Annotated in this window: 16 protein-coding genes; 6 read left to right on the forward strand and 10 right to left on the reverse strand. The window is 72.4% G+C overall.

Features of this window, described 5'->3' with window-relative positions; genetic code table 11:
• On the reverse strand, positions 1-1,441 hold a 1,441-nt coding region (gene glnA, locus AB0I89_RS16250), incomplete at its 3' end, for a type I glutamate--ammonia ligase (RefSeq protein ID WP_357126613.1).
• A 343-nt stretch (positions 1,442-1,784) separates the two neighbouring features.
• Here glnA and AB0I89_RS16255 point away from each other — a divergent pair.
• Positions 1,785-2,123 (forward strand): RDD family protein, encoded by a 339-nt coding sequence (locus AB0I89_RS16255; protein WP_357127298.1) that lies wholly within the window; start codon positions 1,785-1,787, stop codon positions 2,121-2,123.
• 200 nt (positions 2,124-2,323) lie between these two features.
• Here the strand turns inward: AB0I89_RS16255 and AB0I89_RS16260 are convergent, their stop codons facing one another.
• Positions 2,324-3,007, reverse strand: coding sequence for a DUF4191 domain-containing protein (locus AB0I89_RS16260; protein WP_355049339.1), 684 nt, complete (start codon positions 3,005-3,007; stop codon positions 2,324-2,326).
• Between the two features lie 206 nt (positions 3,008-3,213).
• Between AB0I89_RS16260 and AB0I89_RS16265 the strand changes: the two genes are divergently transcribed.
• Both AB0I89_RS16265 and AB0I89_RS16270 read left to right on the forward strand, forming a co-directional pair.
• Positions 3,214-3,384: a hypothetical protein gene (locus AB0I89_RS16265; RefSeq protein ID WP_357126617.1), complete on the forward strand. Its 171-nt coding sequence runs from the start codon at positions 3,214-3,216 to the stop codon at positions 3,382-3,384.
• A gap of 149 nt (positions 3,385-3,533) precedes the next feature.
• Positions 3,534-6,431 (forward strand): AAA family ATPase, encoded by a 2,898-nt coding sequence (locus tag AB0I89_RS16270; protein WP_357126620.1) that lies wholly within the window; start codon positions 3,534-3,536, stop codon positions 6,429-6,431.
• Between the two features lie 28 nt (positions 6,432-6,459).
• Here the strand turns inward: AB0I89_RS16270 and AB0I89_RS16275 are convergent, their stop codons facing one another.
• Entirely contained in the window at positions 6,460-8,064 is a 1,605-nt protein-coding gene (locus tag AB0I89_RS16275; protein ID WP_357126623.1) for a hypothetical protein, read from the reverse strand.
• A gap of 53 nt (positions 8,065-8,117) precedes the next feature.
• Positions 8,118-9,113, reverse strand: a complete 996-nt coding sequence (gene lipA / locus AB0I89_RS16280) for a lipoyl synthase (RefSeq protein ID WP_357126626.1) — start codon at positions 9,111-9,113, stop codon at positions 8,118-8,120.
• A gap of 489 nt (positions 9,114-9,602) precedes the next feature.
• Here lipA and aspS point away from each other — a divergent pair, with 489 nt between their 5' ends.
• The gene (gene aspS, locus AB0I89_RS16285) at positions 9,603-10,889 is read left to right on the forward strand and encodes an aspartate--tRNA(Asn) ligase (RefSeq protein ID WP_357126629.1); all 1,287 of its coding nucleotides are present in this window, start codon (positions 9,603-9,605) and stop codon (positions 10,887-10,889) included.
• Between the two features lie 44 nt (positions 10,890-10,933).
• Here aspS and lipB read toward each other — a convergent pair whose 3' ends face one another.
• The 3 genes from lipB to AB0I89_RS16300 all read right to left on the reverse strand — a co-directional run bounded on the left by lipB (position 10,934) and on the right by AB0I89_RS16300 (position 14,807).
• A complete protein-coding gene (lipB, locus tag AB0I89_RS16290) occupies positions 10,934-11,575 on the reverse strand; it encodes a lipoyl(octanoyl) transferase LipB (RefSeq protein ID WP_355241494.1) in 642 nt (213 codons plus the stop codon).
• 86 nt (positions 11,576-11,661) lie between these two features.
• Positions 11,662-12,918: a hypothetical protein gene (locus AB0I89_RS16295; RefSeq protein WP_357126632.1), complete on the reverse strand. Its 1,257-nt coding sequence runs from the start codon at positions 12,916-12,918 to the stop codon at positions 11,662-11,664.
• 56 nt (positions 12,919-12,974) lie between these two features.
• Positions 12,975-14,807: a DUF2079 domain-containing protein gene (locus tag AB0I89_RS16300; RefSeq protein WP_357126635.1), complete on the reverse strand. Its 1,833-nt coding sequence runs from the start codon at positions 14,805-14,807 to the stop codon at positions 12,975-12,977.
• A gap of 212 nt (positions 14,808-15,019) precedes the next feature.
• On the opposite strand from AB0I89_RS16300, the gene AB0I89_RS16305 reads away from it, so the two are divergent.
• Positions 15,020-16,273, forward strand: a complete 1,254-nt coding sequence (locus tag AB0I89_RS16305) for a PHB depolymerase family esterase (protein WP_357126638.1) — start codon at positions 15,020-15,022, stop codon at positions 16,271-16,273.
• Positions 16,274-16,378: 105 nt separating this feature from the next.
• Here the strand turns inward: AB0I89_RS16305 and AB0I89_RS16310 are convergent, their stop codons facing one another.
• Entirely contained in the window at positions 16,379-17,278 is a 900-nt protein-coding gene (locus AB0I89_RS16310) for a TIGR01777 family oxidoreductase (RefSeq protein WP_357126641.1), read from the reverse strand.
• A 137-nt stretch (positions 17,279-17,415) separates the two neighbouring features.
• Positions 17,416-18,402: an aldo/keto reductase gene (locus AB0I89_RS16315; RefSeq protein ID WP_357126644.1), complete on the reverse strand. Its 987-nt coding sequence runs from the start codon at positions 18,400-18,402 to the stop codon at positions 17,416-17,418.
• 59 nt (positions 18,403-18,461) lie between these two features.
• Here AB0I89_RS16315 and AB0I89_RS16320 point away from each other — a divergent pair, with 59 nt between their 5' ends.
• The gene (locus tag AB0I89_RS16320) at positions 18,462-18,848 is read left to right on the forward strand and encodes a MerR family transcriptional regulator (RefSeq protein WP_357126647.1); all 387 of its coding nucleotides are present in this window, start codon (positions 18,462-18,464) and stop codon (positions 18,846-18,848) included.
• 70 nt (positions 18,849-18,918) lie between these two features.
• Here the strand turns inward: AB0I89_RS16320 and AB0I89_RS16325 are convergent, their stop codons facing one another.
• On the reverse strand, positions 18,919-19,407 hold the full coding sequence (locus AB0I89_RS16325; protein ID WP_357126650.1) for a hemerythrin domain-containing protein: 489 nt from the start codon (positions 19,405-19,407) through the stop codon (positions 18,919-18,921).
• Between the last annotated feature and the right edge of the window lie 51 nt (positions 19,408-19,458).

The raw sequence follows: 19,458 nt of genomic DNA on the forward strand, positions 1-19,458 counted from the left end.
CGCCGTTCTCGACTAGGTCAAGGCGGCCGTCGCCGTCGACGCCGATCTGATCGCTGAGCAAGCACTGCTGCAGTCGGCTTCGGGTGACCGGGTAGTCGACCCAGGTGGAGATCAGGTCGGGGGTGAAGACGCCACCCTCGAGCAGGTAGTCGTGGTCGGCCTCGAGCGAGTCGAGCACGGCCGGCAGCGAGCCCGGAACCTGCTTGACGTCGCCCCACTCCTCCGGCGGGAGGTCGTAGAGGTCCTTGTCGATCGGCGTCGGCGGCTCGATCTTGCTCTTGATGCCGTCCAGGCCGGCCATCATCATGGCCGAGAAGGCCAGGTAGACGTTAGCCGACGGGTCCGGCACGCGGAACTCGACGCGCTTGGCCTTCGGGTTGGCGCCGGTGACCGGGATGCGGGTGCAGGCGGAGCGGTTGCGCTGCGAGTAGACCAGGTTGACCGGGGCCTCGTAGCCGGGCACGAGGCGACGGTACGAGTTGACCGTCGGGTTGGTGAACGCCAGCAGCGACGGCGCGTGGTGCAGCAGACCGCCGATGTACCAGCGAGCGGTGTCGGACAGGCCGGCGTAGCCGGTCTCGTCGTAGAACAGCGGCTCACCGTTGAGCCAGAGGCTCTGGTGGGTGTGCATGCCGGAGCCGTTGTCACCAAAGAGCGGCTTGGGCATGAACGTGGCGGTCTTGCCGTTGGCCCAGGCCTCGTTCTTCACGATGTACTTGAAGAGCTGGAGCTGGTCGCCGGCGTGCAGCAGCGTCGAGAACTTGTAGTTGATCTCGGACTGGCCGGCGGTGCCGACCTCGTGGTGCGAGCGCTCCACGGTGAAGCCGGTGTCGACCAGGCGGCGCACGATCGAGTCGCGCAGGTCGGCGTAGTGGTCGACCGGCGGCACCGGGAAGTAGCCGCCCTTGTAGGCGGTCTTGTAGCCGAGGTTGCCGCCCGCCTCATCGCGGCCGGTGTTCCAGGCGCCCTCGATCGAGTCGATGTAGTAGAACGACTGGTGCGCCGAGGTCTCGTGGCGGATCGAGTCGAAGATGTAGAACTCCGCCTCGGCGCCGAAGTAGGCGGTGTCGGCGATGCCGCTGGCCGCCAGGTACGCCTCGGCCTTCTTCGCGACGTTGCGCGGGTCGCGGCTGTAGGCCTCGCGGGTGAACGGGTCGTGGATGAAGAAGTTCAGCGCGAGCGTCTTCTGCGCGCGGAACGGGTCGATGAACGCGGTGGCGACATCCGGGAGCAGGAGCATGTCCGACTCGTGGATCGCCTGGAAACCGCGGATCGACGAACCGTCGAACGCGAGGCCGTCGGTGAAGAGGTCGTCGTTGACGGACTCGACCGGCAGGTTGAAGTGCTGCATCACACCGGGCAGGTCACAGAAACGCACGTCGACGAACTTCACGTCCTCGTTCTTGAGGTATCGCAGCAGTTCCTCGGGATTGGCGAACACACATCCTCCTGGCACGTCCACGGGTGGCTAGCGTCCTGGGGACGCTATGGCCGGGGAGTTGCCCGGCCATGTCTTCAGTGTTTCTGCCGTGTTACGTCCCTCGCGGAGCGTCAGGGATGCTCCTGTCCACGCACTCAGCCTGCGCGAACGTCGTACCGGCTGTGCCAGTGTAATGACACTTGAGGTCATTGGCCCGAATCGGCACGCTGTGGTGACGGCTCCTCGACGGCTCCCCGATGGCTCCTCGGTGGCCTCGATTCGGACGCGGATACCCTTGATCGCTGTGACCAATCCGCACGTCCCGGCAGCGCCGGCCACCGACCCGACCTTCACCCCGCCGAGCCTGGGCCGGCGCTTCGGCGCGCTGATCGTGGACTGGGTGCTCTGCCTGCTGGTGGCCAACATCTTCGCCGACCCGGTACGCGACGGTTGGGCGCCGGTGCTCGTGCTGATCCTGGAGTACGGCCTCTTCCTCGGCCTGTTCGCCCAGACGCCGGGCATGTACATCACCAAGGTCCGCTGCGTGAACTGGCACGACGGGGGTCGGATCGGCGTGCTCCGCGCGCTGGCCCGGGGCGTGCTGCTGGCGCTCGTCGTCCCCGCGCTGATCATGGACCAGCACCGCCGGGGCGTACACGACCGGCTCGTCGACTCGGTCGTCGTCGACGCCCCCCGCGCCTGACGCCCGAGCACTGCCCGCCTCCCGGGACCGACGCGGCTCGGCCGGGCCCCGCAAGATCCGCACAGCTTCCCCGATGTTGCTGCTTCCCGCGCGTCGGAGGCAGCAACATCGGGGAAGGTGCGCAGATCTTGGGCCCGGGGCCCGAGGGCGTGCGAAAAAGAGCCGGACCCGTGGGGGTCCGGCTCTCTTCGGGTACGAGGTCAGCGTCGCGGCTGACGGGCGCCGCCCGGCGGGCGCATGTTCTTCGGGATCGCGCCCTTGGGCATCTGCGGACGGGCGGTGAGCGCCTTGAGGCGCCTGTCCAGCGCGTTGACGTCCTTGCCGCTGAGCGCGCGGGGCAGCCGCAGCAGGGTGTTGCGCAGCTTGCGGATCGGCAGCTCGCCCTCCTGCTGGCCGATCACGTAGTCGTGCAGCGGGGCGGAGCCGATGACCTTGGCCAGTCGACGCTTCTCCTGCCCGAGCAGGCCGCGTACGCGCTGGGGGTTGCCCTCGGCCAGCAGGATCACGCCCGGCCGGCCGATCACCAGGTGGACCATGTCCATCTGGGTGGTGGAGCTGACGGCCGGCGTGACCCGCCAGTCGCCGCGCATGTTGTCCATGATCTGCGCCGCCGCGCCGGGCTGCCCCTCGGCGGCGTTCATCATCGCCGCATTGGACCGCAGGTTCAGCACGATCAGCACCGCGAGCAGGGCGAACAGGATGCCCAGCGGCAGCCAGATCCAGCCCCAGAGGATCACCGCGACCACGGTGAGCGCGAGCGGGATGAGCACCGCTGCGGCGACCAGCGGCGCGAACCACCGGTCCTGCTTGGCGGTGAACTGGAACACCATCCCGATCTGCTTCAGCCGCTGGCCGAACGAGACCTTCTCCTGGGGCTTTGCCATGCCGCAGAGTCTAGTGGTCCCCGTCGCCCGGGTTGATCCGCGTCCGGGTGCCGCCCGGCTGAGTACCTTACGTCCCCTCAGCGGCCCGGATCGGGCGAGTAAGGAGGGTGCCGCTGGGAGAGATGAGGCGGTGTGCCCATGCCGGGTTGGGGCCTTCACGCGAAGAGTTGTCGGCAGCGAACGACGACGCGACGAAGGAGCCTGACATGTTCGGCAACGACGTGGACTTCCTGCTCTCCCTGCACCGTACCCAGGCCGCCGAGCTGCGGGCCGAGGCCGCCGCGGAGCGACTGGCCCGCTCGATGACGCGCCGGGGCGGCCGTACCTGGACCGGCCGCCGCCAGCCGGTCCGCCGCACGGGCGACGACCGCCGGTGACCGCGACCGCGCCACCCGACACGGCCGACCGGCCCGTCCCGTCGCCAAACGGGGGCGGCGGGACGGGGCCGCGACCGCCGGCCGGGCCGCCATGGCGCGGGCCGGCCGGCGGGGTCGCGGTGTCGTCCGGTCATGGCATGCTCGGTCGCGTGACCCTCCGTGCCGCGAGTTCCGTCCTTGTCGGCCGCCAGCGCGAGATCGCGGCCCTGCACGACGCGCTGGGTCGGGCCGGCAAGGGCGAGCCGGCCACCGTGCTGGTGGGTGGTGAGGCGGGGGTGGGCAAGACCCGGCTGTTGGAGGACTTCGCGGCCCTGGCCACCGCCTCCGGCACCCGGGTGCTGGTCGGCCAGTGCCTGGAACTGGGGGAGGCGGGATTTCCGTTCGCCCCGTTCGCCGCCGCGCTGCGCGCGGTGCTGCGGGCCGACGGCCCGGAGGTCTTCGCCGGTTTCGAGGCGGAGTTCGCCCGTCTGCTGCCGGAGCTGGGCCGGACGCCGACGGCGTCGACCCTGTCGCGAACGGGACCGCTGACCGACGCCCCGCGTGGATACCTGTTCGACCTGGTCGCCGAGCTGTTCCAGCGGCTCGCCGACGTTCGGCCGCTGCTGCTGGTAATCGAGGACCTGCACTGGGCGGACCGGTCCACCCGGGATCTGATCGGTTTCCTGGTCCGGGCCGCGCGGCCGGGCCGGCTGCTGCTGGTCTGCACGTACCGCACCGACGAGCTGCAGCGGGGGCATCCGCTGCGCCCGTTCCTCGCCGAGCTGGACCGGGCCCGCGGTGTCGAACGGGTCGAGCTGGGCCGGCTGGACCGCGACGGCACCGCCGCGATCCTCGCCGACCTGCTCGGCGGCGAGCCGGCACCGCGTGCCGTCGACGACGTGCACAAGCGTACGCAGGGCAACCCGTTCTTCATCGAGGAGTTGGCGGTGGCCGGCGACCCGATCGGCTGCGCGGCGATCCCCGAGACGCTGCGTGACCTGCTGCTGGCCCGGGTGGACCGGCTGCCCGAGCCGACCCAGCGGGTGCTGCGGATCGCTGCGGCCGGCGGCACGCGCTTCGCCCACGATCTGCTCGCCGAGGTCGCCGGCCTGCCCGAGGCCGAGTTGGAGGAGGCGCTGCGCGCCGCCGTCGCGGCCCAACTGGTGGTGGCCGACCGGGACGGCGACTACGAGTTCCGGCACGCTCTGGTCCGTGAGGCCGTGCACGACGAGTTGCTGCCCGGCGAGCACGCCCGGCTGCACGCGCGGTTCGCCGCCGCGATCGAGGCGCAGCCGCACCTGGTCGTCGCCGGCCGCGCCCCGGCCGAGATCGCCCACCACTGGTACGCGGCGCACGACCACCCCCGGGCCCTCGTCGCCGCACGGGTCGCGGCCTGCGCCGCCGCCGACCGGTACGCCTACGCCGAGCAGCGCCGCCTGCTGGAGCGGGCGTTGGAGTTGTGGGAGTTGGTGCCGGACGCGGCCGACCTGCTGGGCATGGACCATCTGGCGTTGCTGGAGCAGACGCTGGACGCGGCGGTGACGGCCGGCGACTTCAGCCGGGCCATCACGTTGACCCGCGCCGGACTGGCCGAGGTGGACGCCGACGCCGCGCCGTTGCGCGCCGCCCGCCTGCTCAACCAGCGGGGCCGACTGATGGCCCTGCTGGGCAAGAGCGACGGCAGGCGGGAGTTGGACGAGGCGTACCGCCTGGCGGCCGGCGGTCCGCCCGGTGTCGAGCGGGTCCGGCTGCTCGCCGACATCGCCACCCACCTGGTCAAGATCGATGCGGCGCAGGCCGCGCGGGTGGCGGCCGAGGCTGCCACCGACGCCCAGGCGCTGGGCGCGGAACCGGCCCTGCTCGCGACCCGGATCGCGCTGCTCTGCCAGGGCGAACGGGACGACGGACGAGGGCTCGCGGAGCTGGACCGCGCCGAGGCGGCGGCGCGCGCGTCCGGTGACGTGCCGGCTTTGGTGCTCGCCAAGGTGTTCCAGTCGGACCTGCTCTGCGAGGCGGGCCGCTACGCCGAGTCCGCCGAGGCGGCCGAGGCCGGGATGGCCGAGGCGCGGCGGGTGGGGATCAGCCGCTCGACCGGGGCGTACCTGCTGTCCAACCGGGCGGAGGCGCTGATCGCCTTGGGCCGCTGGGACGAGGCGGAGACGGTGTGCGCCGAGGCGGCCCGGATCGACCTGTCCGGCGTGACCGGCCTGCACTGGCTCCAGGTGTGCGCCGGTCTGCGGCTGGCCCGGGCGCACCCGGGCGCCGACGAACTGGTCGAGCGCGCGCTGGCCTTCCTCGGCCGGCCCTACCTGTGGCCGAACCACCGACTGCCCCTGCACGAGCTGGGGATCGAGGCCGCGCTGGCCGCCGACGACGTGTCCGAGGCGGTACGCGCGGCTCGCGTCGCGGTGGCCGACGGGAGCCTGCCGCAGCTACCCCGCGAGGGCTGGCCGGTGCTGAGCGCTGCCGCGCGTACCGCCGCCCGCACGGGTGACGTCGAGCTGGCCGCCGCCGTGGCCGCGCTCGCGGCCGACCTGCCGGCGCGGCACCCGGCCGCTCGGGCGCACTCCGACCAGGTCAACGCGCTGCTGGCGGCCGACGATGAGACGTTGCCTGCGTGGCGGACGGCGGTGCGGGCGTGGCGGGCCGACGGGCAGCCGTACCCGCTGGGCCGGGCGTTGCTGGCGCTGGCCGAGGCCGCCGCCCTGGCCGGCGAGCGGGACGAGGTGTCGGCGGCGATCACCGAGGCGGCCGAGATCGCCCGGCGGCTCGGCGCGACGCCGCTGGCCGGGGCCGCCGCCACCCTGGCGCGGCGGGTCGGTCTGCGCGGGGCGGGCGCGGGCGGGGCCGGCCCGGATGTGCTGACGTCCCGGGAACGGGAGGTACTGCGGCTGGTCGCCGAGGGGCACAGCAACAGCCGCATCGCCGAGCGCTTGTTCATCTCACCGAAGACGGCAAGCGTGCACGTCTCCCGCATCATCGCCAAACTGGACGTCACCAACCGGGGGGAGGCCGCCGCGCTGGCCCACCGCCTCGGCCTGCTGGCCGAGCCCGCCACCCAGCGTTGACGGCAGCGGCTACCGTCAGCGGCCACCGTCAGCCGCGCGGCAGGTAGATCCGCCAGCCGTCGAGGGTGACCAGGTCGAGGGCGTCCGGGCCCGCGCCGAGTCGCGCGTCGAGCCGGGCCGCCAGCGGCGACCCGGTCGGCGCCACCCAGGCGGGCGCCGCCGCGCGCTCCACCTCGCGGCGGTACGCGGGGTAGCGGTCGAAGCCGGGGCGCAGGTCGTCGTTGACGACCGCGCAGACCACCCGCTCCGCGCTGGCGAAGGTGAGACGGTTGCAGGTCCAGTAGCCGGCGCGCACGTACCGTACACCGAGGTCACGCAGCGTGGTCACCAGCGCGGCGTGCCGGGTCTCGGCGGCCCGGGTCGCCGGGGCCGTCCGCGCCGCCTGCGCGGTGGCCCAGGCGGTGGTGAGCAGCGTGGCGGCCAGGACGGCGAGCGCGACCGGCCGGGCCGCCGTCGACCCCGACCGGGCCAGCGTCCAGACCGGCCAGAGCAGCGCCGGCACGGCGATGAGCAGGGTGGACAGGTACCGGGCGCTCTCCGCCGGGGTCAGGCCGGAGGAACTACTCACGGTGTACGCGACGAGCGTCGCCACCGCGGCCAACACGAGAGCCAGTCGCACCGCCCCCGCGACGCGGGATGACACCCGGCCCGGGTCGGCCGGAGCCGCTGGGCGGCGCAGGGCGCGCCAGGCCGTGCCGGCCGCGACGATGAGCAACACCGGCAGCGCGTACGCCCACCACAGTTGCCAGGTGGCGCAGGCGCCCGGGTCGCAGAAGCCCATCCCGAGCGGCGGCCCGACCAGCAACCCGCCGTGCAGCCGGGCGGCCCACCCGGCGGTGGCGTCGGCACCACCCGCGGCGAGCACCGCGTGCACCGGATTCCGGCCGGTCAACAGGCTGTCCGTGAGCAGCGGGGCGGCCCCCAGCAGGACGCCCACCCCGACCAGCGCGCCGGCCCGACCGCGCAGCTCGCGGTGGCAGAACCCGACGAGCACCGCTCCGGTCGCCACGACGTACGGCAGCACCAGCGGATCGACCCAGAGCATCAGGCCGGCCAGGAATCCCCAGGTCGCCCAGCGCGTCAGCCGCCAACCGGGTCGGCCGGCGGCCAGGTCCACGGCGAGCAGGGCGAGCGCCACGCCGACGGCGTTCATCTCGGGATAGCCGCCGCCGGCGATCAACTGGTTCTTGACGACCCGGTCGGCCCCGAGGGCGAGCAGGACAACCACCAGCAGGCCGAACCAGCGGTCCCCGGTCAACCGCAGCGTCAGCCGCCAGGCCAGTAGCAGGAACAGCGCGTACAGCGCCAGCGTGGGCAGCCGCAGAGCGACCAGCGACGGGCCGGCGAGCGCGAACACCGGTGCGGCCAGGTACGCCTCCAGCGTGCCCATGTACTGCTGGCCGTAGAACCAGACCGGGAAGTCCTCGCCCCGGGCGATGTGCAGCGCGGCCAACCCCATGGTGGCCTCGTCGCTGTTCGTCGGCGGAGTGGCGTGGCCCAGCAGCCAGAGCCGGTAGCCGACCCCGGCGAGCAGGGCCAGCCCGGTGAGCCAGCCGACCGGGCCGAGGCGCGCGCCGGGCCGCGGACGCGGTCGATCCGCGCCGCGCGGCTGGTCGCGTACCCCGGCGGTCATCGCACGATCATGACACTCGGGCGCCGCACGGTCCGTGCGGCGCTGTCGGCGGGTCAGCCCGCGGTGGCGACCGTGGCGGCGGCGCGGGCGTCGATCGCCTGCTGGTAGAGCCGGCCGGCGCGGTACGACGAGCGCACCAGCGGCCCGCTCATCACCCCGGCGAAGCCGATCTCCTCGGCCTCCTCGCGCAGCTCCACGAACTCCTCCGGCTTGACCCAGCGGGTCACCGGGTGGTGCCGGGGGGAGGGGCGCAGGTACTGCGTGATGGTGATCAGCTCACAGCCGGCCTCGTGCAGGTCGCGCAGCGCCTGCGACACCTCGGCCCGCTCCTCGCCCATGCCCAGGATGAGGTTGCTCTTGGTGACCAGGCCGTCGGCGCGGGCCTGCCGGATCACGTCCAGGGAGCGGTCGTAGCGGAACGCGGGCCGGATGCGCTTGAAGATGCGCGGCACGGTCTCCACATTGTGCGCCAGCACCTCCGGGCGGGAGCCGAACACCTCGGCCAACTGCTCGGGGACGGCGTTGAAGTCCGGGATCAGCAGCTCGACGCCGCAGCCCGGCTGGAGGGCGTGGATCTGCCGGACCGTCTCGGCGTAGAGCCACGCGCCGCCGTCCGGCAGGTCGTCGCGGGCGACGCCGGTGATGGTGGCGTAGCGCAGGCCCATCGAGACGACCGACTCGGCGACCCGACGCGGCTCGTCGGCGTCGAACTCGGCCGGCTTGCCGGTGTCGATCTGGCAGAAGTCACAGCGCCGGGTGCACTGGTCGCCACCGATGAGGAAGGTGGCCTCCCGGTCCTCCCAACACTCGTAGATGTTGGGGCAGCCGGCCTCCTGGCAGACGGTGTGCAGACCCTCGCGCGAGACGAGCCCGCGCAGCTGGGTGTACTCCGGGCCCATCTTGGCCTTGACCTTGATCCACGGTGGTTTGCGCTCGATCGGCGTCTCGGCGTTGCGCGCCTCGATACGCAGCAGGCGACGCCCCTCGGGGGCGGCCGTTGCGGTACGCGCTGCCTGGCCGGTCGTCGGCGCGGAGTGCTCGATCGTCACGAAAACGAGCCTACGCCGGATGGTGGCCGTCTATGTGCGTCAGGCGACCGGCATCACGCCGCTGACGTTGTGACGCCGGACACCGGTAAGCCGAAAAATGGCGTCACACGCTCCCGGTCGGGATGTTAGCGTCGCCGGCAACAGCGACGACGGAGCCGAGTAGCACCCCGACCCCGCCAGCGCAGAGAGCCGCCGGTGCTGAGAGGCGGTCTGGCGCCGGGGCGTGAAGACCCTCCCGAGCTGCGGGAAGAACGGTAAGGAAGGGCCCCTTCTTAACGCCTGCGGTAGAGGAAGGGCACCTTCCTAACGCCTAGTAGAGCCCGCCCGGCTGGCCCCGGTCACCAGGCGACGAACGAGGCCTCCGCTTCGGCGGGGGTGAAGGTGTGGTGGCACCGCGAGGTTCCCGCTCGCCCACACCTCCCTGGGGCTGACGCGACGCATCGCTTCCCCCGGGCGGCGACGGCGTGGCGAACGACCGAGGAGTCCGCCATGCGACGAACCCTGTCCCACCACCTGGCCGCCGAGATCGGCTCGACCGTGCGGATCGCCGGCTGGGTGCACCGACGCCGACTGCTCAAGTCGGTGGCCTTCCTGATCGTGCGCGACGCGGCCGGCCTGGCCCAGGTGGTCGTCACCGACCCGGCCGTCCGCGCCGAGCTGGAGAAACTGACCGAGGAGACGGTCGTCGAGGTCGTCGGCACGGCCACGTCGAACACCACGGCGCCCGCCGGGGTCGAGCTGACCGACCCGACGGTACGTCCCCTCGGACCGCCCGCCGTGCCGCCACCGTTCGACCTGTACCGGCCGGCGCTCACCGCGAGCCTGCCCACCCAGCTGGACAACGCGCCGACCGCGCTGCGGCACCCCACCCGGTCGGCCGCGTTGCGGATCTCGGCGGCGGCGGTGGCCGGTTTCCGTGCCGCGCTCGACGCGCGCGACTTCGTGGAGATCCACACTCCGAAGGTGGTCAGCTCCAGCACGGAGAGCGGGGCGAACGTGTTCGCGCTGGACTGGTTCGGCCGGCCCGCGTACCTGGCCCAGTCGCCGCAGTTCTACAAGCAACTGATGGTCGGCGTCTTCGAGCGCGTCTACGAGGTGGGGCCGGTCTTCCGGGCTGAGCCGCACGACACCGTGCGGCACCTCGCGCAGTACACGTCGCTCGACGCGGAGCTGGGCTTCGTGACCGACCACCGGGACGTGATGCGCGTACTGCGTGACACCGTGGCGCAGATGCTGGGCACGACGGGCGAGCGGGCCGGCGGCGCGCTGGCCGCGCTCGGCGTCACGCCGCCGCAGGTGCCGGCGGAGATCCCGGCCGTGCACTTCACCGAGGCGTTGACGATCGCCGGCGCGCCCGCCGACGAGCCGGATCTCGCGCCCGCCCACGAACGGGCACTCGGCGAGTGGGCGCTGCGCGAACACGGGTCCGACTTCCTCTTCGTCACCGGCTACCCGATGGCGAAACGGCCCTTCTACACCCATCCGGACCCGGCGCAGCCCGCGTACTCGAACGGTTTCGACCTGCTTTTTCGCGGCGTGGAGTTGGTCACCGGGGGACAGCGGCTGCACCGGCACGCCGACTACCTGGCGGCGCTGGCGGCCCGGGGTGAGCCGGTCGAGCCCTACGCCGGCTACCTGGACGCGTTCCGGCACGGCATGCCGCCGCACGGCGGGTTCGCCATCGGTCTGGAACGGTTCGTGGCCCGGCTGGTCGGCGCGGCCAACGTCCGGGAGGTCACCGCGTTCCCACGGGACCTGCACCGCCTGACGCCGTGAGCGGGGGCACGGGTCGGCGTCCGGTGACGTCGGCCCGTGCGGGCTCAGACCTCGACGAGGGTGGCGAGGCGGCGCTCGACCACGGGGAGCACGTCGGCGACGGTGATCGGACGGCCCAGTTCGGCGGTGAGCGACGTGACGCCGGCGTCGCGGATGCCGCAGGGCACGATCCGGTCGAAGTACGCCAGGTCGCAGTCGCAGTTGATCGAGAAGCCGTGCAGGGTGACGCCTCGGGCGACGCGGATGCCGATGGCGGCGACCTTGCGGGCCGGCCCCCGGTCGTCCTCGGGCACCCAGACGCCGCTGCGCCCCTCGACCCGGCCGGCGGTCAGCCCGAACTCGTCGCACACGCCGATGAGCAGGTCTTCCGTCCGGCGGACGTAGGCGACGACGTCCACCGGGTCGGGCAGCCGCAGGATCGGGTAGCCGACGAGCTGACCCGGGCCGTGCCAAGTGATCTTGCCGCCACGGTCGACGTCGACGACGGGGGTGCCGTCCATGGGACGGTCCCACGGCTCGGTGCGCTTTCCGGCGGTGTAGACGCTCGGGTGCTCCAGGAGCAGCACGGTGTCGCCGCGCTCGCCGGCCACCACCGACTCGTGCAGGCGCCGCTGCTCGTCCCAGGCAGCCTGGTAGTCGAGCAGGCCGGCGCGGACGGCCGTCAGGCCGGGGGTCGTCGTCGTCACGGCATCCAGCCTAGTCCCGCGCACGGTTCGAATCCCTGGTGAGACGTCTCACCAGGGCCCACGCTGAACCACTCGGGAGGTCGTTGTCACGCCGAAGCGGGACCGCTCGCAATGCGGCGACGACGCATGCGCCGCATGACGAGGACGAACGCCAACAGCGTCGGCGCGGCCAGTGTCAGGTACACCCAGAGCGAGGCGGCGAACGGTGACGGCCGTGGCTCCGGCCCGCCGAACGCGGCTCTTATCAGCAGGTCGCCCGGCACTATCAGGTCGGTCGACCCGCCCGGCGTGGTCACCAGCACCTCGCGACGACCGTCGGGCGACAGCGCGGCGAGGGTGGCACGCCGGTCGGTGTCCTGCTCCGTGTCGCTGAGGTAGCGCACGACGGGGTCGGCACCACGCCAGCCGAGGATGCCGCTCACCGAGGTGCCCGCCGGCAGGGCCGTTCCGACAGCTTGGCCGGTGGCCGCGTCCAGAAATTCGACTCGCCAGGTGCGCGCCGCGATCTGCTCGGACGTGCACCTGGGCCCGGCGCAGCCGTCGAAGGCGAGCAGCGCGAGCCGCCGGCCGTCGGGATGCCAGGCGGCCGGCCCGGCAAGTATCCGCCTGTCGCCCAGGTCGACCTGCCAACGAGGGGCGCCGCCGGTCGGGTCGACGACTACCAGTCGTTGGCGTTCGGCGAATCGGGCTGGCACGTCCGGCCAGCCGGTGGCCGCGATCAGGTCGCCACCGGGTGACCAGGCCGCCGCGGTGTGCTGGGTGAAGGTGCCGATGTCGACCACCCGCTCGGCGCCCTGGAACGGGTCGACGACGAGCAGGTCGTCGGACTTTTCCGGATCGTTGAGCTGCTGGTTCTCCGGCCCGTAGGTGATCACGCCGTCGTCGTTGCTGCGGGTGCCCAATACGCGCCGCCCGTCCGGCGACCAGGCCAGCGCGTCCACCCCGACGGTCATGGGGCGGCTCTGCCGGCCGGTGGTGAGGTCGAGCAACTCGCCGGACTGTGGCCGCAGATAGTGCCGTCCGTCCGGGGAGAGCAGCCCGTGCCCTTCGCCGATGCCGATCGGGATCAGCCGGTACGCGCCGTCCCGGGCCACCACCACCCCGGTCGACTCGAAGTAGCGGGTGCGGTCGGTGAAGAACACCAGCGCCGCCGGACCGGCGGGCCGTTGCCCCACGGTGGCCTGCCACAGCCAGGGGTTGTGCACCCGGGTCGGCACCACGTTGGCTGTGGGGTCGACGGCAGCGCTGGCCGTGGGCGTAACGCCTGGCGCGCTGAGAGCCACGAGGGCCAGCGCGCCAGCCGCCGCGACCCCGCGCCCCAGTTGGCGGCCCATCATTCCCATCGGGCCATTAGACGCGATGAAAGTCTGTGCGGGTGTCCCGTCCGGTTGCGCCGTTCCTACCGACCGGCCGGGGGAATGCGCCAGAGCCAGACGTCGTCGACCCGCTGCGCTTCGCCGAACAGCGCCGTGGCGGTACGTCGGACCGCCGCCTCGTCCACCTCGAACTTCGCGCCGTGCACCGCGTCGGCGAGGACCAGCGTCTCGATCCGCCAGTGCCGCAGGTCGGACTGGACCTCCGACCGGGTGCCGTCGGTGATGATCGGCACCAGCCCGGTGCGGCCGGCCTGGTCCATGAGCGCGCTCAGGGTGCGTGGCACCGGACCGATCCGGCCGCGCCCGTCCGGCCCGCCGGGTCCGAGGAAGAAGCCGCCCGGAATGGCGAACTCGCCCTGGCGGTGCGACAGGGCGTACGCCTGCCAGCGCTGGCCGTCCGGATAGATGTCCACGGTCAGCGGCACGGGGGTCAACGTGTTGCCGTCGGAGACGTACTGCCGCCAGTTGCCGGAGGTGATGAACGCCGGGATCGGCTCCCGCTCGTCGGTCAGCAGTGGGGTGGGCAGCAGCGGCAGCAGGGCCACCGCGAAGCCGATCGCCCAGGCCAGCTCCGTCGAGCGGTGCCGGGGTGGGGAGGTGCGCAACTGCTCGACGGTGTACGCCAGCAGCACCCCGATCACCGGGGCCACCACCAGCGCCAGCCGGGCGGGCAACGCGGCGTTCACCACCGGGAACTGGCCGAGGATGTCGAACGGCATCGGCAGGTCGGTACGCCGCCCGTCGACCTTCGCGACCGGCCCGAAGGACAGCACCGAGAAGATCACCGCGACGACGCCCAGCGCCCAGAGAACCGCCCGGCGGCCGGGGTCGGCGCGTCGCCACAGCGCGACGAAGCAGACCACGGCGAGGACGAGCAGAGGAACCCCGAAGAACGAGTTCTCCTCGGTGGGGTTCGGCGCCAGCGCGGTCCCCAGTCCGACCTCCCCGGCCAGCGACCGGCGCGGGAACGCGGCGAAGGCGGCGATGTCCTCGGAGTGGATCACCGGGTCGAAGCCGGTGCCGTGGAACCGCTGCGGCCCCGCGAAGTGCAACCACAGCGGGTACGCCAGCAGCACGCCGGCCACCACGGCGGTCACACCGAGCCCGCGCAGGAACGTGGGTAGCGCGGCGCGCGCTTCGGCCCGGTGGGCCGGGTGCAACGCCCAGACGGCGACGAACACGCCGAGCGCCAGAGCGGCGAAGAACAGGCCCTCGGCGGCGATCGAGAAGGCCACCGCGACGAGCACGCCGAGGATCACCCCGTCGCGCAGCCAGTTCCCGGGCCGCCGCAGCGCGAACAGCCGCCAGATCAACAGCGGGACCAGCCAGCCCGCGGTCCAGTTCAGGTGCGCGTTGGCGTGCGAGACCATGCCGGGGGAGTAGGCGATGAAGAGGCCGCCCACGGCGGCGGCGAGGCGGCTGCGGACGAGGTGCCGCGAGAGCAGCCAGTACCAGGCCAGCGCGGTGGCGAACAGGTTCAGGGTGAGGATCACGAGGAACGTCACCGGTGGCCCGACGAGGTACGTGAGCGGGGCGAAGACCACCGCGTACACCGTGATCGAGGTGTTGACCGCGAGGTTCACGCCGTCCGGGACGTTGATCAGGTAGGTGAAGAAGGGGTTCTCCCCGTGGGTGACCGCGTGCCCACCGAAGGCCAGCAGCCACTCGAAGAGCGCCTGGTCGCTGGAGTTGACGGTGATCGTGCGGACGTTCGGGTCCCGCCACAGCCCACTGGTCACCCAGACGGCGAGCGCGAGCGCCACGAGCACGACGATCAGGTCGGCCCGGAGGTCCCGATGGGTACGCGGTGACGACGCTGGTGCGGGCCCGGTGGCCAGCGACGGGGAGGACGGCACGCAGCGGACGTTACCAATCGGATCTGGACGAGCCGGTCAGACCGGCGGTTGTTGTCGGCTCCGGGTGTTGCCGTGGTGGGGGGAGTTCGGCGTACACAACGGCTGTCGTAAATGTGTGAACGCGCCCCATATCGGGCCGGGGACACACCGTCGTAACGTCTCGGCAACTTGACCGTGACCCAGTTCACAGTCTGCCCCGTCAGGAGGCCTCCGTGCGCCGCTCCTCGTCCCTCCTCACCCGGCTGACCGGTGCGGTCGCCGGGCTCGTCCTCGCCGTGGCGGGCGCGTTCACCCTCGCCACGCCCGCCCAGGCCGCCAGCCTCACCCAGGTCACCGGGTTCGGTTCCAACCCGGGCAACCTCGCCATGTACGCCTACCGGCCGGACAACCTGCCGGCCAACTCCCCCGCCGTGGTGCTGCTGCACGGGTGCGTCCAGAACGCCTCCGGTTACTTCGCCAACTCGGGCTGGCAGAAGTACGCCGACCAGTGGAAATTCGCGCTGATCGTCGCCCAGCAGCCCGCCGGCAACAACGCCAACTCCTGCTTCAACTTCTTCGAGGCCGGCGACACCGCCCGGGGCCAGGGCGAGGCGTTGTCCATCAAGCAGATGGTCGACCACGCCAAGGCGAACTACGCCGTCGACGGCTCGCGGGTCTTCGTCAGCGGGCTCTCCGCGGGCGGGGCGATGAGCGCCGTCATGCTGGCCACCTACCCGGACGTCTTCGCCGCCGGATCGATCATCGCGGGCATCCCGTACCGCTGCGCCACCAGCATGGTCAACGCGTTCAGCTGCATGAACCCGGGCACGGACAAGACGCCGGCGGCCTGGGGCGACCTGGTCCGGGGCGCCTACTCCGGCTACACCGGCCCCCGCCCCCGGGTGGCCATCTGGCACGGCACGTCGGACACCACCGTGACCCCGCTGAACGGCACTGAGTCACGCGACCAGTGGACCAACGTGCGGGGGATCTCGCAGACGCCGACCAGCACGTCGTCGCTGCCGGGCAACACCAGCCTCGAGGTGTACGGCAACGACGAGGTACGCCTCTACCGCGTCTCCGGCATGGGCCACGGAACGCCGGTCGACCCGGGCTCCGGGGCGGACCAGTGCGGCACCGCCGCCGCGTACTTCCTGGACACCATCTGCTCGACGTACCGCGACGCGCTCTTCTTCGGCCTGAACAACGGCGGCACCACCCCCACCGCGTCTCCCACCCCCACGGCCAGCGCAACCCCCACCGCGTCGCCCACCCCCACCGCGTCGCCCACGGCGAGCCCGACCCCGACCACGCCGCCAACCTGTGTGACGGCGACCAACTACGCCCACGTGACGGCCGGCCGCGCGTACCAGTCCGGCGGCTACGCCTACGCCAACGGCTCGAACCAGCGCATGGGCCTCTACAACACCTTCTACACGAGCACCCTCAAGCAGACCGCCCCCAACTACTGGGTGATCGGCTGCTGACCCCGCGACGCCGAGGCTAGACCCCGTTGATCAAGAGGTTTGCGTCAGATTCCGGCACCCGGATGACGCAAACCTCTTGATCAACGCGAATGGCGGCGGGGCTGGTCAGTCCTGGAGGGCCGTCTTCAGGGCCTCGGGGAGGGTGGGGTGGCGGTAGGGGTAGGCGGCTTCCGTCAGGACTTTGGGGTGGACTCTCGTGCTGGTGAGGGCCTCGTGGGCGAAGCCGCCCAGGGCCACCTTGAGCGCCAGGGCGGGGATCGGGATGATCGCCGGGCGGTGCAGTTGACGGGCCAGCTCGCGGGTGAACTCGGCGTTCGTCACCGGGTTCGGGCCCACCACGTTGACCGGGCCGGCGATCTCGTCGTGCGCCAGCAGGAAGAGGGTCGCGTCCAGCCAGTCCCGCATGGAGATCCACGGCAGCCACTGCCGCCCACTGCCCAGCCGCCCGGCGATGCCCAGCTTGAACGGGAGCAACTGTGGCTTGAGCAGACCGCCGTCGCGGTGCAGCGGCAGGCCGGTGCGGAGTCGGACCACGCGTACCCCGGCGTCCTCGGCCGGTCGGGTCGCGGCCTCCCACACCCGGCAGACGTCGGCCAGGAAACCGTCGCCAGCGGGGGCGTCCTCCTCGACCACCCGGTCGCCGGTGTTGCCGTACCAGCCGACGGCGGACGAGTTGAGCAGCGCCCGGGGTCGGTCGCTGTCGGGGAGGCCGGCGATCGTCGTCGCGAGCGTGGTGGTGCTGTCCACCCGGCTGGTACGGATCAACCGCCGGTAGTCGTCGTTCCAGCGCTTGTCGCCGACGCCCGCGCCGGCCAGGTTGATGACCGCGTCCGACTCGGCGACCACGGCCGGGTCGAGCTGGCCGGCCGCCGGGTCCCACTGCCGCTCGTGCGGCTCGCGCGGCGCGCGTCGCACGAGTCGGGTGACCTGGTGCCCGTCGGCGACGAGCCGGTCGCCCAGTCGGGTGCCGAGGAAGCCGGACGCGCCGGCCATGAGGATCCGCATGCCGTTATCTTCGTCGAAAACCCCACTCCCGGACGCGCCCCGGCCCCACTCCTCGCCGATCTTGCACTTAGTGTCGCCGTTCTGCCCGGGAAGGTCCGTTCTGTCGGGACAGCAAGCGCAAGATCGACGAGGTCGGGTCAGGGGCGTAGGTCGGACAGGAGGCGTTCTACCTCGGCGTATGCCTCTGGGGGGAGGGGGCCCAGCTTCAGGGTTGTCAGGTTCTCGTCGGCTTGGGCGACGGTGCGCAGACCGGGGATCGGCACCGTCCGTGGGCTGCGGGCCAACAGCCAGCCGAGCGCGCCCTGGGCGAGGGTCCGTCCGTCGGCGGTGAGCGCCGCGCGGACCTGCTCGACCCGGGCCGCCCACTCCGGCGTCGGACGGCCGTCGGTGTACCACCGCAACCACCCGGGCGCCCGGCCGCGTACGTCGTCCGCGCCGGGCGCCCGGGTCGAGCCGGTGAGCAGCCCCATCGCCAGTGGCCCCCGGTTGAGGCTCGCCAGGTCGTGGCGGTCGCAGACGGCCAGGACCGCCGCGTTGTCGTTCAGCACCGACTCGTCGTGCTGGATGGCGGCACAGTGCGGTCCGCCGGCCGCGAACGCCGCCGCCGAGGCCGCGTTGTCGGTGCTCCAGCCGTACGCCCGGATCTTGCCCTGGTCGACGAGGCCCTCGAGGGTGTCGACCAGGTCGAGCGCGGCGGACGTCGGCAGTTCGTTGATGTGCAGTTGGTAGAGGTCGACGTGGTCGGTGCCGAGGCGGCGCAGCGAGTCCTCCAGGCTGCGGACGGCGAACGTTCCGCTGGCGTCGGTGCCGAGCCACCGTCGGGTGTCCTCGTCGCTGACGTTGCCGAACTTGGTGGCGATCACCGCCTCGGACCGGCGGCCCGCGAGGGCCCGGCCGAGGACGCGCTCGCTGTGCCCGGCGCCGTAGTTGCTGGCCGTGTCGAAGAGGGTGACGCCGAGGTCGAGAGCCCGGTGAATGGTACGGATCGACTCGTCGTCGTCGACCTCGCCCCAACCGAACGGCTGCCCGCCGTCTCCCCAGAGCGGACCGCCGATCGCCCAGCATCCCATCCCGATCGCGCTCACCTCGATGCCGCTGCGTCCCAGCGTGCGTGTCGTCGTCATGCGGAACAGCCTCCAATCTGGAGTGCGCTCCAGGTCAAGGGCTGGCTAGCATCCGGGGCATGACCGGTTACGCCCCCGCCGAGGCCGCCCGGCGCAGCGGCTTCAGCCTGGACACCCTGCGGTACTACGAGAAGATCGGCCTGCTGGCCGACGTGGGTCGTACGCCGGGTGGCCAGCGCGTCTTCACCGACGACGACCTGAGCTGGCTGCTGCTGTTCCGCTGCCTGCGGGACACCGGGATGCCGATCGCCCAGATGTGCCGGTACGCGTCGCTGGCCCGTGCGGGCGAGCACACCGTCGACGAGCGGCGTGAGCTGCTGCAACAGCACGCGGCGCAGGTGGAGGAGCAGATGCGCCTGCTGCGGCGTCAGTACGACCATCTGCGGGAGAAGATCCGCTTCTACGAGCGGCTGCCCGGCCCGCCCGCCCCCGACGGGGGCCGGTGATCGCGGGGGGCCAGCCTGGCGCGCGCGGCCGACGTGCGGCTCAGCCCGGCGCGCGCCGCCGACGTGCGGCTCAGCCCGGCGCGGTCAGGCCGAGCAACTGCTCGGCTGTCCCGGGCCGGCCGGCGAGCGCGTTCAACGCGCTGACCAGCCGCTTCTCCTCGTAGCGGAAGTGTGTCTCCAGCAGGGCGGCCAACCCGTCCAGCTCGGCGCGTACCTGAGCGGTCGGCAGCGGACGGTCGTCGCCCAGCAGCTCCTCGACCCGGGCGAGGATCCCCGCCACCACCTCGTGGTCGACGATCAGGTTGGCCAGGACCGGGCGCAGCTCGGGCACCTCGTCGGCCAGGACCCGGAACGCGCCCGCGTCCTCGCCGCTGTGGTGGCGGCCGAGCGCGGCGCAGAAGGTCAGGCAGTGGGCCCGTAGGTCCCGCGAGGGAGTGTCCAGGTTGGCCCGGAGGCGGGCCAGCTCCGTGCGGAGCCAGAGGTGGATCTCGATCATCTGGTTGCCGACGGCGGCGAGCCGATCGGTCGGTGAACCCGTTGGGTGCACGTTCGTCCTCATGCTGCGTCCCCGCGCCTCCATGCCCTCGGCGGCCATCGTGCCGGGTACACC

It is taken from the genome of Micromonospora sp. NPDC049801 (assembly GCF_040656575.1).
Taxonomy (GTDB): domain Bacteria; phylum Actinomycetota; class Actinomycetes; order Mycobacteriales; family Micromonosporaceae; genus Micromonospora.

Excerpts from the sequence above, each read along its gene's own strand:
- AB0I89_RS16260 (WP_355049339.1), bottom strand. The coding sequence starts at position 3,007 with ATGGCAAAGCCCCAGGAGAAGGTCTCGTTCGGCCAGCGGCTGAAGCAG.
- AB0I89_RS16265 (WP_357126617.1), top strand. The coding sequence starts at position 3,214 with ATGTTCGGCAACGACGTGGACTTCCTGCTCTCCCTGCACCGTACCCAG.
- AB0I89_RS16275 (WP_357126623.1), bottom strand. The coding sequence starts at position 8,064 with ATGACCGCCGGGGTACGCGACCAGCCGCGCGGCGCGGATCGACCGCGT.
- aspS (WP_357126629.1), top strand. The coding sequence starts at position 9,603 with ATGCGACGAACCCTGTCCCACCACCTGGCCGCCGAGATCGGCTCGACC.
- AB0I89_RS16295 (WP_357126632.1), bottom strand. The coding sequence starts at position 12,918 with ATGGGAATGATGGGCCGCCAACTGGGGCGCGGGGTCGCGGCGGCTGGC.
- AB0I89_RS16310 (WP_357126641.1), bottom strand. The coding sequence starts at position 17,278 with ATGCGGATCCTCATGGCCGGCGCGTCCGGCTTCCTCGGCACCCGACTG.
- AB0I89_RS16315 (WP_357126644.1), bottom strand. The coding sequence starts at position 18,402 with ATGACGACGACACGCACGCTGGGACGCAGCGGCATCGAGGTGAGCGCG.
- AB0I89_RS16320 (WP_357126647.1), top strand. The coding sequence starts at position 18,462 with ATGACCGGTTACGCCCCCGCCGAGGCCGCCCGGCGCAGCGGCTTCAGC.
- AB0I89_RS16325 (WP_357126650.1), bottom strand. The coding sequence starts at position 19,407 with ATGAGGACGAACGTGCACCCAACGGGTTCACCGACCGATCGGCTCGCC.